The following is a 13,659-nucleotide window of genomic DNA, read 5'->3' on the forward strand; positions in this document are numbered from 1 at the left end:
AAGTAAAATGTCTCCCTGCGGAATTATAGCAAATCGGTTATAATGAATTCATATCAAAGAGAATCGTTTGTGCCTATCATATTGCATAGTTTCCGATTTTCTGGAATATAGGGGAAATCAGTCGGCGAGTTTTCTTAGAAAAAGGAGCTTTCACATTCTATATGGAACAAAATCGTGTAATGAGACAACAAATTGAAGAAGAGATAAAGGAAGTTGAGACGAAACCGAATCGTAGAATCAAGGTCCGTCTTTTGCCAATTTGGCTTCGCTTACTCATTGTTATCGGATTGATTTTCATTGCTGTGTTATCCGGGGCACTTATAGGATACAGTGTGATCGGGGGAGGACATGCAATGGATGTTTTCCAAAAATCCACATGGACTCATATTATTGATATAGTGAACAAGGACGCATAGTTCCATTGAGGTAGTTGCTGTCGTTAACGGATTTATATTACATGGCAACTACGCCTCTGTCTTTATGGCAGGGGCGAGTTTACGTTATGTTAGAAATATTTAAATCATAGGAGGAACAAATATGCTTGATATCACACAAATAAAGGAAATTATTCCGCATCGTTACCCATTCTTATTAGTGGACCGGATCATAGAAATAGATGAAGGAAAAAGAGCGGTAGGTTTGAAGAATGTCTCAGCTAATGAAGAATTCTTTAATGGTCATTTTCCGGATTACCCAGTTATGCCTGGTGTTTTAATTGTGGAGGCTTTAGCGCAAGTTGGCGCTGTAGCGGTTTTGAAACAAGAAGAATATAAAGGACGACTTGCATTTTTTGCTGGAATTGATAATTGCCGCTTTAAAAAGCAAGTAAAACCAGGTGATCAACTGCGTCTGGAAGTGGAAATAGTGCGTATGAGAGGGTCAATGGGTAAAGGGAAAGCAGTGGCGACGGTAGACGGAGAAGTAGCGTGTGAAGCCGAAATCATGTTTGCCTTTGGTGACAAATAAGAAGTGCATTCATTTTTCGGGAGAAAGAAAATGGACTAATAAGACTATATTTTTAAAAATGGTTTAAGTGTATATATTAAAGAGCACTGCATTGCTTTTTTAATTAGGCCCTTTTTATTTTTCCTTTGAATGCCGGACATTTTTTTATGTCCGGCATTTTTTAATGATTAAATTCCAATAAATACGAGATAAGTGTATTTTCTTTTTTAAAATTAAAAATAGGACGCAAGTTATTTTCACATTCGGGCAAAATAACTAATGATTAAGAAGGAAAGGAGGTTGCCAAAAATGAAGACAAGAATTTTTGCACTAATTGGGGGATCTTTATTATCTATTATGTTCCTTGCTGGATGTGGAACGAATGATAATGATAATGACAACAAACCCGCACCAGAAGATAATAACAACATCATGGATAATGATAGAAATGGTGTAAATGATAACAACGACTTGAATGATAACGATAATGATAATGATTTGCTTGATAATGATAATGACAATGACAATAATGACTTGATTGACAAAAACGACAACGACAATAAGTAATTAGCACAGATGAAAAAAGACTGGTTTAGTTAAGAAGAGGATTATTCATCCTTATTCGTCTAAGTCAGTCTTTTTTGTGCATATTCGATTAGGGAAATAAAGGGGAGGTTATTTATTCGTAGCTAATTTAGGTTTTGAACGGATTTTTTGCTTGAACTCATTTATTAATTCATCGCCGACGAGACCTTTTTGGACTAAATCTTCAAGAAGAAGTTCAGCATACTTGCTACGCGTTTTTTGGATGTGACCAACGAATAATAGGCTATAATGGTTGCCTACTTTTCTTATGGCGCGTAAAACAGTGTGAAACAATGCCGGTTCATTGTCCTTTTTGGTAATGACGGCCTGGATATACACCTCTCCGTCTTTATTGGGAAGTGAGGGTTCAAGCTCTTTGAAATGCTTTTCTTCTACAAAGGCTTCCAGTAACCATGTTCTAGCATCGTTTTCTTTATTTATTATTAGTCCATCTGTTAATACAATATCAATCAATTGTAAATTCTCAGTAACAATTTGCAACGAAATTAATTTAAATGATTTCATCTAATTCCTCCGTTTCTTGCCAGAAGAGTGATAAAAGCCCCTTCTTAAACGTAAATTTTATTCTATCCGGAATGGTTCATGTCGGTTAATCCTTTTAAAGGTAATTATATCATACTAAAAGATAGTCCCTTAATGAAATGAAAACCCAGCAATTGTCTAAATTATGCAGGACAGAATAAAAATTTGCAAAATATTAAATTTTGTTAACTATGCGTTTATTACTTGATTTTAATCGAAAAAAATTAATTTTGCATCAATTCAAAGGATTTTTTAAGAAGGGAAAGGGTGTAATAATGCCATTTCCTCCATTTTTTAATCGATGGTAGAACGAGTATGATAAAAGCATATTAAAGAGGAAGGAGTGAAAAAATGATTAACCAAGTTACCCTCGTCGGCAGGCTTACGAAGGATCCCGAATTAAGATATACACCAGACGGCAAGGCTGTTTCCAATATAACGTTAGCAGTCAACCGGAACTTCCGTAATAATGTTGGTGAATATGAGGCGGACTTTGTACAGTGCATCATATGGAAAAGGTCGGCTGAAAATACTGCTCAGTACTGTAAAAAAGGTACCTTAATCGGCATCACAGGCAGAATACAGACAAGGAGATACGAAAATCAAGAGGGTAAAATTGTATATGTTACTGAAGTGGTCGCTGAGAGGGTTCAATTCATGGCATCGAAACCAAACGATATTAAACCCAAGGATTTTGAACATGTTGGTTTATAGGATTAAGTTGATGTCGAGAATGAGCGAAGGATATAAAGCTTGCCTCCGGGCAGGAGCAAGCTCGCTTTTAGACAATGCATGAGAAAAAGCGGATGGAAGAACTCATTAGTGATTTGATCCGTCATGTGGCGAAGACCCATGTGAAAACTTTGAATAATGAATATGAATTAGTACAGATTCACTTGATGCTTACTCAATTGAAAACACAAAACAAGTATTTATACGACCATAATGAAAATTTAATGCAACGAATTTCAGCACTTGAACAAAGCGTAAAATATTCCGATGACGAAAAAAATTCCGTAAATCACTGTAGTATTAGTTCATTTTCATCCCTTCCTTCCCCAAAGCAAATATAGCTTTTTCCTCGCTGGAAACTCCGATTTACCCTCATTTGGAATCAAGTTCTCTGATTCCCCTCTTTCATAGACTGCAAATATGCAGTCTTTTTTTAATGCCAAAATGTGTGTGTATAAAAAAATAATCTGTTAAATTAGAATTTTTAGAAAATATATTGTAAAATTTTAATTTTGATGCAATAATAAACCAAATAATGTATGGAAAAAAAGTTATATATAGGAAGTGATTTGATGGGTGAACCAATTATTAAGGTGAATGGGCTGCGAACCAGTTTTCGTACTGACGATGGGGTGATTCCTGTCGTAAATTCAATCGATTTTCACGTCAATCCTGGTGAAGTTTTAGGGATTGTAGGAGAATCAGGATGCGGAAAAAGCGTAACTTCTTTATCCATCATGGGTCTGGTTTCTTCACCTGCTGGTAAGGTGGAGGGAGAAATCCTCTTTAAAGGGGAGAATATCGCAAATGCCTCTGAAGCAAGAATGAGAAAGATTCGCGGGAATGACATAGCGATGATATTTCAGGAACCGATGACAAGCTTGAATCCTGTGTTCACTATTGGCGAGCAGTTGGTGGAGACGCTTCGGATACATAAAAAATGGAACAAAAAGCAGGCCCGTCATAGAGCTGTGGAAATGTTGGAGCTGGTTGGGCTTGGGCGTGCCAAGGAATTGATCGATGAATATCCGCATCAACTTTCGGGTGGAATGAGACAAAGGGTCATGATAGCAATGGCCATGATCTGTGAGCCGAAACTCCTTATAGCCGATGAACCGACAACGGCTTTAGATGTGACCATCCAGGCACAAATCCTGGAGTTGATGAAGAACTTAAATAAAGAAACAGATACGGCAATCATGATGATTACCCATGATCTTGGCGTTGTGGCGCAAATGTGTGAACGTGTAATTGTCATGTATGCAGGGAAGGTAATAGAGGAAGGAAATGTGCAAACGATTTTTCAAAATCCTAAGCATCCTTATACAGTCGGATTACTTCAGTCGATTCCGGATATGCGGATAAAGAAAGAGCGTCTTTACTCGATACCGGGCAATGTTCCAAAACCTGGGACAAGCAACATCGGGTGCCAATTTGCCCCTCGTTGCTCCCATGCCATGGAGCAATGTATAAATGAAACTCCGTCTCTTTTGAAATTTGATGAGGGCAGGCAAGTTCGTTGCTGGCTGTATGAAGATGGGAAAGGAGCGGCCTTGCATGAATCAAACATTGGTTAAGGTAGAAAACCTAAAGAAGCATTTTCCAATTAAAGGAGGAGTCCTAGGAAAGACCATTGGAGAGGTCAAGGCAGTAGATGGTTTGTCTTTTTCCATTTATAAAGGGGAAACTTTAGGTCTTGTCGGTGAAAGCGGTTGCGGTAAGTCGACAACGGGAAGATTATTGCTTCGATTGCTTGAGCCGAGTGAAGGGAATGTTTATTTCGAAGGAAAGGACCTGACGGCTTTATCTTCCCGTGAAATGAGAAAGATGCGCCGTGAAATGCAGATGGTATTCCAGGATCCATTCGCTTCACTCAATCCCAGGCATACTATTGAAAAAATATTGGAGGAACCGCTCATCGTTCATGGGATTAAGGATAAAAAGAAGCGAAAAGCCCGTGTACAGGAACTTCTTAAGGTTGTTGGCTTAAGCAGTTACCATGCTAAAAGGTATCCGCATCAATTCAGTGGGGGCCAGCGGCAGCGTATTGGCATTGCCAGGGCACTTGCGGTAAACCCAAAGCTGATCATCGCCGATGAACCCGTATCTGCACTGGATGTGTCGATTCAGGCCCAAGTCTTGAACCTCCTGCAGGATTTGCAGGAAGATTTTGATTTGACGTACCTTTTCATTGCCCATGACCTTGGAGTGGTAAGGCATATCTCCGACCGTGTCGGTGTCATGTATCTTGGACATATCGTTGAATTGACGGAAAGTGAAGAACTCTACGAAGATCCCCTACATCCATATACACAGGCTTTATTATCAGCCGTGCCGATCCCGGATGTGGAATACAAGGGGGATAGGGTAATCCTTCAGGGAGATGTTCCAAGCCCATCAAACCCGCCTGGCGGTTGTACATTTCATACTAGGTGCCCGAAAGCCATGGCAGAGTGCAAATCGGAAAAGCCAATCTTGCATGAGCATAAACCTGGTCACTACGTTGCTTGTCATTTATACAATTGACATTTGACGTACACATAAATTTTTAAAAAAATAAAGGGGGAAGAATATGAAGAAGACATTGGCTTTATTGTTGACTGGTATCCTGGCTCTTTCGCTAGCACTTGCAGGATGCTCCTCGTCTACATCAAAAGAGAAAGATGATGATAAAGGGGGATCGAGTGAAGCAAAAGGCGGCGTATTGATTTACGGTAAAGGCGGCGATGCAGTTTCACTAGATCCCGCTATAGTAACGGATGGTGAATCATTCATCGTAACACAGCAGGTTTTTGAAACACTTGTAAAATACGGGGAAGATAATACGGAAATAAAGCCAGGTCTTGCAGAATCATGGGATGTTTCCGATGACGCAAAGACATATACATTCAAATTGAAAACCGGCATTAAGTTCCATGATGGCTCGGATTTCAATGCAGAAGCAGTTGTTAAAAACTTTCAGCGCTGGGCACAAAGTAAGGATGAAGCTAAATTTGCATACTATGCCTCCATGTTTGGCGGCTTTGAAGGTGATGAAGGTCATGTTATCAAAGAGGTAAAAGCTATTGATGATAATACAGTGGAATTCACGTTAAATCGTCCGCAGGCACCATTCTTGAAAAACATTGCGATGCCTACATTTGCCATAGCAAGTCCAACTGGCTTTGAAAAAGATGCAGACAATTTCGGTAAGAATCCTTCTGGAACAGGTCCATTCAAATTCAAATCATGGAAACCAGGCGATACGATTGAAGTGGTGAAAAATGATGATTATTGGCAAGATGGACTGCCAAAGCTTGATGGAATCACGTTTAAAGTCATTAAAGAAAACTCTGCTCGTTTAAATGCTGTAATCAAAGGTGAAGTTGATCTAATGGACGGGTTAAATCCAAGTGATATAAGCAAGGTAACAGGGGATGACAAACTACAAATATTCGAACGTCCATCCATGAATGTCGGCTACTTTGCATTCAATGTTGAAAAAGCACCATTCGACAAAAAGGAAGTACGCCAAGCCATCTCTCACCTAATTAACAAAAAAGAAATCATTGATAACTTTTACGAAGGCACAGCGGAGCCTGCCAAGAATCCAATGCCGCCATCTGTTTCTGGCTACAATGACAACATTGAAGACTATGACTACGATGTAGAAAAAGCTAAGGAATTACTTAAAAAGGCTGGACTAGAAGATGGATTCAAAATGGACCTTTGGGCAATGCCGGTACCACGTCCCTATATGCCAGATGGTCAAAAAGTGGCTGAAGCCATTCAAGCAAGCTTAAAACAAGTAGGCATTGAAGCAAATATCGTTTCGTATGAATGGGCTGCATACTTAGAGAAAGTGCAGGCTGGTGAAGCTCAATCTTTCATGCTAGGCTGGACAGGCGATAATGGAGATGCGGATAACTTCCTTTATACATTATTGGATAAAGATAATATCGGCTCCAACAACTATGCCCGTTATGCAAACGAAGAAGTTCATAAGCTATTGATCGAAGCTCAGTCCACTGCTGATGAAGCCAAGCGTAATGAGTTATACGGAAAAGCTCAAGAAATCATTCATGAAGAAGCACCATGGGTTCCACTTGTACACTCTTTACCACAACTTGCTGGAACTAAGACAATAAAAGGATTCGTTCCGCATCCAACCGGTTCCCAACCTTTAGTTAACGTGTCTATAGAGAATTAACCGTACGAATCGGGGAGTATGGATTTTATGCATGCTGCCCGGTTTTGTTATGGAATGCATTTCAAAATGATCGAGGGCGCTTCGAAGGCCCCTTATTTAAAAGGCGGGTGATTGTTTTGTTATCCTATACCGTACGACGTTTAGGATCTCTCATTCCAGTGTTATTCGGAATGGCGTTTATTGTATTCATGATGATCCGGGCAATCCCTGGAAATCCAGCACAAGTAATTTTAGGACAGCAAGCAACAAAAGAGGCAGTTGCGGCAATGACAAAGGAACTCGGTTTGGATAAACCTTGGTTCATTCAATTTTGGGATTATTTATCTGGCCTGTTAAAGGGTGACCTGGGTGTTTCGTTAAAAACGAATAGTCCGGTTTCCCAAGAAATCGGGCCATACCTAATGGCCACTATTGAGCTTGCATTGATCGCCATGATCATCGCAGTGATCATCGGTGTAAATGCAGGGATAATATCAGCATGGTTCCAAAACTCATGGTTTGATTATGTAGCCATGGTGGTTGCATTGATTGGGTTGTCCATGCCTATATTCTGGCTGGGATTAATGGAGCAATACATCATTTCAATTCAATGGGATTTACTTCCCACGACAGGGCGGGATAATATAAGGGATCCCGTTGCGGCCATAACGGGCTTGTATTTGATAGATACACTCATTGCTGGCAGGGTTGATCAGTTTTTTGAAGTGATCAAACATCTCATTTTGCCAGGAATTGCGCTTGCGACCATTCCGATGGCCATTATTGCAAGGATGACACGTTCGTCCATGCTGGAAGTTATGAGGTCGGATTTCATCCGTACAGCCCGTGCTAAGGGAATGAGAATGTTTTGGGTCATTTACAAGCACTCCTTCAAGAATGCATTAATTCCAGTGGTGACGGTTATCGGCCTGCAGACAGGATTACTTTTAGGCGGCGCCATTTTAACGGAAACCATTTTTGGGTGGCCAGGTATCGGTACATATATTTATGATGCAATACTATCTCGGGATTATCCGGTCATACAGTCCGGAATTCTGGTCATCGCCTTTTTGTTTGTCATGATTAATCTTGTTGTGGACTTGTTGTATGCAGCGATCGATCCTAGGATTAAGTATAAATAGGGAGGGAAACTCATGCCTGAAATTGCAACGAATACATCGCCAATCCTTCCTCCTAAAGAAACAGAGGAAAAGGTCATCTCTCCCTGGAAGGAAGGATGGAAAAGCTTTAAGAAAAATAAGGTAGCCCTTGTTGGTATGGGGATTGTTTTATTTTTCATTTTAATCGCCATCTTCGCGCCGCTTATAGCACCCTATTCATTTGAAGGGCAAAAGTTAAGTGACAAACATTTGGCACCATCTGCGGAACACTGGTTTGGAACGGATGAATTTGGCCGTGATATTTTGAGTAGGGTCATTTATGGCGCGCGCATATCAATAGCAGTCGGCTTTTTATCTGTAGCAGGGTCTGTCGTGGTTGGATCTTTTTTTGGAATCATTGCCGGGTATTACGGTAAGTGGATAGATACAATCATATCGAGGGTCTTTGACATCATTCTGGCATTTCCGAGTATATTGCTAGCCATTGCCGTAGTAGCCGTTTTGGGGCCTTCTCTTCGCAATGCACTCATTGCCATTGCCATCGTCAACGTCCCGATATTCGGGAGGCTTTTACGTTCAAGAGTTCTAACGGTGAAAGAAGAGGAATATGTAACAGCTGCCAAGGCAATAGGAATGGGGGATGGCAGGATTCTACTTCACCACGTCCTTCCGAACAGCCTTGCACCGATCATCGTTCAAGGTACTTTGGCGATTGCCACTGCTATCATTGAGTGTGCAGCACTCGGGTTCCTTGGTCTCGGTGCTCAACCGCCAGCACCAGAGTGGGGGAAAATGCTAGCCGATTCGAGGTCATTTATCATTCAGGCACCATGGACGGTGCTGTTTCCTGGTCTTGCGATTATGCTAACTGTTCTCGGCTTTAACTTAATGGGTGACGGCCTGCGCGATGCTTTGGATCCAAGAATGAAAAATTAGAAATAAATGGGTGATGTTAGTTTTAACATCACCATCTTTTTGTCGATTATCTTGTAAATCTATTAAAATATGAAAAATAATGACAATATCCTAGTTTTAAATAGGAAAATAGTGACTATTATCTCTTAAAATCACCCCAAAAGTTGTGATACTTTTATACTCAGTAAGAAAATTCCAAATATTCATTATTTTAAGAGGAGGAAAAGTTCATTGATTAAACGTAGCTTGTCCATTCTAGCCATCTTTCTATTAGTATTTACTGCAAGCGTTTCCGCAGCCGAGCTTCCGAATTCACCGAGCGGCTCTGGTGAAGGGAAGAAAAATCAAAAGAGTATCCTGAAGTTGAAGAAAAACGATATGGGAAAGAATTATAAAAGTAACGAGAAGGTCAGGGTCATCGTAGAGATGAAGGAAGCGCCTGCGATAGAAATAGCTTCCAAAGAAGGCAAGCTATTTAAACAGTTATCGAAAAGTAAGAAACAACAATTAAAGTCTGAAAAGCTGGCTAACCAGAAGAAATTGAAAAATAAGGTGAAAGCGAAAAAAATAGCTTTCAAGGAACTTGAAAGCTTTACGACAGTCGTCAATGGGTTCAGTGGTGAACTTCAGTATGGTGAAATCAAAAAGGTGGAAGCCATGCCTGAAGTTGCTGAGGTACATATAGCGAATGAATATGAACGTCCTGTAGAAAAACCCGAGATGCTTTATAGTAAAGAACTTGTCCAAGCCCAGGAAGCTTGGCGGGAATATGGATATAAAGGTGAAGGGATGGTCGTCGGGATTATCGATACTGGAATCGACCCATCTCACCGTGATATGGTCCTAAACGACGAGAATAAGGCAGAACTGACTGAAAGTGAAATTAGCGGAATGAAGGAATCTAGCCATCTATTAGGCAACTATTATACGGCGAAGGTACCTTATGGATACAATTACATGGATGAAAATGAAGAAATCCTTGACCTTGGTGAAGGGGCCTCCATGCATGGAATGCATGTAGCAGGAACCGCTGGCGCCAATGGGGATGAAAAGAATGGCGGCATTAAAGGGGTTGCTCCTGAAGCCCAGCTGCTTGCTTTGAAGGTCTTCGGGAATGATCCCGCCATGCAAACAACTTGGGGCGATATATATATTAAGGCAATTGACGATGCAATCATTCTTGGGGCAGATGTGCTGAATATGAGCCTTGGTTCCACTGCAGGTTTTGTATCAGCAGAAGATCCTGAGCAGCAGGCGGTATCTAGAGCTGTTGATAATGGGATTCTTATGTCGATTTCAGCAGGAAACTCGGCTCACTTTGGAAATGGATTTGCAAACCCATCAGCCTCGAACCCGGATATTGGCGTTTCAGGTTCACCTGGACTTGCTTATGATTCGGTACAAGTTGCATCGGTCGAGAATAACTATATGGATTTGGATGCGGCGACTTATGATATAAACGGGCAAGCAGGAAAAGCGCCGTTCATGTCGGCCTCAAGCGTACATCCCAATGCATTAAAGGAAAAAACATATGACTTGGTCGCTGCAGGCCTTGGGACGCCAGGGGAGCTTTCCAAAGTGGATGTAAAAGGCAAATTCGCCCTCATCGAGCGCGGCACGCTTTCTTTTATAGAAAAAGCGCAAAATGCCCAGGCAGCAGGAGCGGCTGGCATAATTATTTACAATAATGCTGACGGATATATCTCCATGGCTACAGATCCAAGCATCACCATTCCGCAGCTGTTTATGTTGAAATCGGATGGTGCAAAGCTGAAAACGGCCTTAATGGATGGAGAAAAGGTGAAGATTACCTTTAATGGTGATAAAACAAAAGCTGTAAATCCAGAAGCAGGAAAAATGAGCTCATTCAGTTCATGGGGAGTCGCACCGAACCTGGACTTCAAACCAGAAATCACTGCTCCAGGCGGACAAATTTATTCGACGTTGAACAATGATGAATATGGTATGATGAGCGGTACTTCGATGGCTGCACCACATGTTTCCGGCGGCTCTGCACTGGTTCTTGAAAGAGTAGATAAAGACTTTAAATTGGATGGATTTGCCCGGGCAAATTTGGCTAAGAACCTAATGATGAATACTTCAAAACCATTAACGGATCAGGGTGTCGTCAATAAGGCCCTTGACTGGGAAAACCCTTACTCGCCTCGCAGACAAGGAGCTGGAGTCATGCAGCTGCAATCCGCATTGTCCACACCAGCTGTCGTGACGGAGGCATTCACGAAAGAAGCGAAGGTTGCAATGAAGGAGATCGGCAATAAGTTCGCGTTTACTTTAAAGGTTGAAAACTTCAGCAACAAAGCAGTCAAATATGATGTAAAAGGAAATATCCAAACAGACTATGCAATCCAGGGACAACTGGGTTATTCCGCTGACCAGTTAGAAGCACAGGAAATTAAGGACGCTTCAATTAAAATCAATAATAAAAATACAAATAAGATTACGGTACCTGCAAAAAAATCTGTTACATTCGAAGTGAAAGTGGACATATCCAATGCAAAGGTGCTTGGCGATGACCTTCAGACTCTTGTAGACATTGACAAGGTCTTCCCAAATGGATATTTTGTTGAAGGGTTCATTTCATTGAAGGATCCAGCTGACACTCATCCGGAACTGCATGTACCGTATGTAGGGTTTAAAGGGGAGTGGGACAAGGCGCCGATCCTGGATGGCACTATATATGATAAAGAGTCTTTCTATGGCAGGGCAGGAGGAGTATCGACAGCAGGGAAAGATTTCACTTATCTTGGCTATGACCCTGCAGGAAAAACATTTAATGGCAAAAATATTGCGATTTCCCCCAATGGCGATGGAGCACAGGATGACTTCGTGCCGGTCCTATCATTCTTGAGAAATGCAAAAAAAGTAGAGTTTAATATATTGGATGGTGAGAACACACCAGTCCGGAAAATTCGCACGGAGAATAATGTGCGTAAGGACTATTATGATGGAGGAAAAGGGACCGCATACTCAATTAATCCAGCCCATAAATGGGACGGGAAAATCAATAATGCACTCGCTAAGGATGGGGTCTATTATTATGAAATTAAAGCGATGATAGATTATGAGGGTGCAAAATGGCAGACGTTTAAAATGCCTATCAAAATCGATACGGTAAAGCCGACAGTCAAGATTTCGAAAAAAGGCAATGTATTAACTATCCAAGGTAAAGATAATTTGAATGGTTCAGGACTTGCCTATTACGATGTACAAGTTGATGGAGCATCCATCATGGAAGAGCCGCTTCCGGCGAATGCGAAACAATTCACTCTACCTGATGTAAAAGGGGAAAAGGTTCAGGTAGTGGCAATTGACTATGCAGGTAATGAAAAAACGGCTGAAACTGAATTAGCCAATGATTCAGCTCCAATCGATAATGATGCACCAGCTGTAAAGATTAAAAGTCCTGAAGCCTTAAGCGTGAACAATAAAAATAAAATTAAAATAACAGGAGATATTGAAGAAGCGTCGGAAATAAAAGAATTTAAAATCGATGATAAAACGGTCCCTGTAACGTATAACAAAACGAATAATAAATATGAATTCACTTATGAAAAGAAGTTTGAAGATGGCGTCCAAAACTTTACGGTTAAAGCAACGGACAACTGGGATAACACGGTTTCCTTTAAACGGACGATTATGGTCGATGCAACAAAACCAGGTTTAATAGTTAACGGTGTACCGGCAACTGTGGGAGTCAAAGACAAAAATCCAAAAGTGGATGTGACGGTAGAAGATAATTTCGATGAAATCCGCCTTTATCTGAACGGAAGCGAAGTTTTCTATAATGAATTTAAGGAACCATATAAAATGCGTGCCTATAAGAAGAAAATAGAGGATTTGGAACTGCCGCTTAAATCAGGCAACAACAAGTTTGAATTTAAGGTGACCGATCTTGCAGGAAATGAATCGAAGAAATCCTTTAACATCAATAAAGCAAAAAAATAATGAAAGTCAGCCCTCTTATCCAAGAGGGCTTTTTTTCCGGATTATGGATTTTAAGTATAATTCTTTAGGAGTAATTTTTTGTGTTTTCACTGTGCTAATATGGAAATCTATTAGTGAGGAAGTATTTTTATTATCTAGCAGGTATTTGGTGAAAGATAAAGGAATAGGTATAAAGAATCATAAAAAGGAGGGTGTCTATGAATTATAAGAAGAAATCGAGTAAAAAGGTATATAGTCGTGGAATTACAGTGAAATTTGAAGAAATAGGAAGCCACAGGCCAAATCTTACAAAACCGAGTTTTTTTGATGCACTTCAGCACGTCAATTCTCCATTTGAAAAGGAACCCCGCTCAGATTCACCCTATCAGGATTATCCTCTATGTCAGGAGGTCACCCTTTCCTTTTTTGAAAAGAGTGCTAAAACATCTATTAATTATGATCCCCACCAAGAAAAAATCACCATTGAGGAAAGTTCAGATGAATATCAGAATAAGGGTGAGGCGCTTACCGCAATCCTCGATCATATTATGATCAATCATGGAAATCACCATTCTTTTTTCATCGTCCAACCAAAAGAGTGGAATGTAAAAAGGGAGGCCGCTACCCCGTGATATCCTCTTACCTTTCATAGGCAGGTGACTTTCGCTAAGTGAAACGTAATTCGACAAGCTCCTTTACCCACTG

At 40.7% G+C, this 13,659-nt stretch carries 12 protein-coding genes; 11 read left to right on the forward strand and 1 reads right to left on the reverse strand.

The annotated features are described in order from the left end of the window. Nucleotides 1-161: 161 nt before the first annotated feature. The 3 genes from ACQKKK_RS06570 to ACQKKK_RS06580 all read left to right on the forward strand — a co-directional run bounded on the left by ACQKKK_RS06570 (nucleotide 162) and on the right by ACQKKK_RS06580 (nucleotide 1,512). A complete protein-coding gene (locus tag ACQKKK_RS06570) occupies nucleotides 162-416 on the forward strand; it encodes a DNA-directed RNA polymerase subunit beta (RefSeq protein ID WP_061466309.1) in 255 nt (84 codons plus the stop codon). A gap of 121 nt (nucleotides 417-537) precedes the next feature. Further along, nucleotides 538-966 carry a 3-hydroxyacyl-ACP dehydratase FabZ gene (gene fabZ, locus ACQKKK_RS06575; protein WP_061465660.1) on the forward strand — a complete coding sequence of 143 codons (429 nt, stop codon included), beginning with the start codon at nucleotides 538-540 and terminating at the stop codon, nucleotides 964-966. 288 nt (nucleotides 967-1,254) lie between these two features. Further along, a complete protein-coding gene (locus ACQKKK_RS06580) occupies nucleotides 1,255-1,512 on the forward strand; it encodes a hypothetical protein (protein WP_427614992.1) in 258 nt (85 codons plus the stop codon). Nucleotides 1,513-1,620: 108 nt separating this feature from the next. Here ACQKKK_RS06580 and ACQKKK_RS06585 read toward each other — a convergent pair whose 3' ends face one another. Next, nucleotides 1,621-2,055: a YwpF family protein gene (locus tag ACQKKK_RS06585; RefSeq protein ID WP_427614994.1), complete on the reverse strand. Its 435-nt coding sequence runs from the start codon at nucleotides 2,053-2,055 to the stop codon at nucleotides 1,621-1,623. A gap of 369 nt (nucleotides 2,056-2,424) precedes the next feature. Here ACQKKK_RS06585 and ssb point away from each other — a divergent pair, with 369 nt between their 5' ends. The 8 genes from ssb (at nucleotide 2,425) to ACQKKK_RS06625 (ending at nucleotide 13,586) form a co-directional block, all read left to right on the forward strand. Then, nucleotides 2,425-2,787, forward strand: coding sequence for a single-stranded DNA-binding protein (ssb, locus tag ACQKKK_RS06590; protein WP_427614995.1), 363 nt, complete (start codon nucleotides 2,425-2,427; stop codon nucleotides 2,785-2,787). 590 nt (nucleotides 2,788-3,377) lie between these two features. After that, nucleotides 3,378-4,382 carry an ABC transporter ATP-binding protein gene (locus ACQKKK_RS06595; RefSeq protein ID WP_427614996.1) on the forward strand — a complete coding sequence of 335 codons (1,005 nt, stop codon included), beginning with the start codon at nucleotides 3,378-3,380 and terminating at the stop codon, nucleotides 4,380-4,382. After that, nucleotides 4,363-5,331 carry an ABC transporter ATP-binding protein gene (locus ACQKKK_RS06600; RefSeq protein WP_427614998.1) on the forward strand — a complete coding sequence of 323 codons (969 nt, stop codon included), beginning with the start codon at nucleotides 4,363-4,365 and terminating at the stop codon, nucleotides 5,329-5,331. The genes ACQKKK_RS06595 and ACQKKK_RS06600 overlap by 20 nt, the downstream gene beginning before the upstream one ends. Nucleotides 5,332-5,377: 46 nt before the next feature. Further along, entirely contained in the window at nucleotides 5,378-6,994 is a 1,617-nt protein-coding gene (locus ACQKKK_RS06605; protein WP_427614999.1) for an ABC transporter substrate-binding protein, read from the forward strand. 116 nt (nucleotides 6,995-7,110) lie between these two features. Further along, a complete protein-coding gene (locus tag ACQKKK_RS06610; RefSeq protein ID WP_427615000.1) occupies nucleotides 7,111-8,115 on the forward strand; it encodes an ABC transporter permease in 1,005 nt (334 codons plus the stop codon). Between the two features lie 12 nt (nucleotides 8,116-8,127). Further along, nucleotides 8,128-9,030 (forward strand): ABC transporter permease, encoded by a 903-nt coding sequence (locus tag ACQKKK_RS06615; RefSeq protein WP_427615002.1) that lies wholly within the window; start codon nucleotides 8,128-8,130, stop codon nucleotides 9,028-9,030. A 210-nt stretch (nucleotides 9,031-9,240) separates the two neighbouring features. Next, nucleotides 9,241-12,975 carry a S8 family serine peptidase gene (locus tag ACQKKK_RS06620; RefSeq protein WP_427615003.1) on the forward strand — a complete coding sequence of 1,245 codons (3,735 nt, stop codon included), beginning with the start codon at nucleotides 9,241-9,243 and terminating at the stop codon, nucleotides 12,973-12,975. A 197-nt stretch (nucleotides 12,976-13,172) separates the two neighbouring features. Next, nucleotides 13,173-13,586: a hypothetical protein gene (locus ACQKKK_RS06625; RefSeq protein ID WP_427615004.1), complete on the forward strand. Its 414-nt coding sequence runs from the start codon at nucleotides 13,173-13,175 to the stop codon at nucleotides 13,584-13,586. Nucleotides 13,587-13,659: the final 73 nt, after the last annotated feature.

The organism is Peribacillus sp. NPDC006672, from assembly GCF_050274955.1.
GTDB lineage: Bacteria > Bacillota > Bacilli > Bacillales > DSM-1321 > Peribacillus.

Coding starts and splice junctions, on each gene's coding strand:
- ACQKKK_RS06570 (WP_061466309.1), top strand. CDS start 162: ATGGAACAAAATCGTGTAATGAGACAACAAATTGAAGAAGAGATAAAG.
- fabZ (WP_061465660.1), top strand. CDS start 538: ATGCTTGATATCACACAAATAAAGGAAATTATTCCGCATCGTTACCCA.
- ACQKKK_RS06580 (WP_427614992.1), top strand. CDS start 1,255: ATGAAGACAAGAATTTTTGCACTAATTGGGGGATCTTTATTATCTATT.
- ACQKKK_RS06585 (WP_427614994.1), bottom strand. CDS start 2,055: ATGAAATCATTTAAATTAATTTCGTTGCAAATTGTTACTGAGAATTTA.
- ssb (WP_427614995.1), top strand. CDS start 2,425: ATGATTAACCAAGTTACCCTCGTCGGCAGGCTTACGAAGGATCCCGAA.
- ACQKKK_RS06595 (WP_427614996.1), top strand. CDS start 3,378: ATGGGTGAACCAATTATTAAGGTGAATGGGCTGCGAACCAGTTTTCGT.
- ACQKKK_RS06600 (WP_427614998.1), top strand. CDS start 4,363: ATGAATCAAACATTGGTTAAGGTAGAAAACCTAAAGAAGCATTTTCCA.
- ACQKKK_RS06605 (WP_427614999.1), top strand. CDS start 5,378: ATGAAGAAGACATTGGCTTTATTGTTGACTGGTATCCTGGCTCTTTCG.
- ACQKKK_RS06615 (WP_427615002.1), top strand. CDS start 8,128: ATGCCTGAAATTGCAACGAATACATCGCCAATCCTTCCTCCTAAAGAA.
- ACQKKK_RS06625 (WP_427615004.1), top strand. CDS start 13,173: ATGAATTATAAGAAGAAATCGAGTAAAAAGGTATATAGTCGTGGAATT.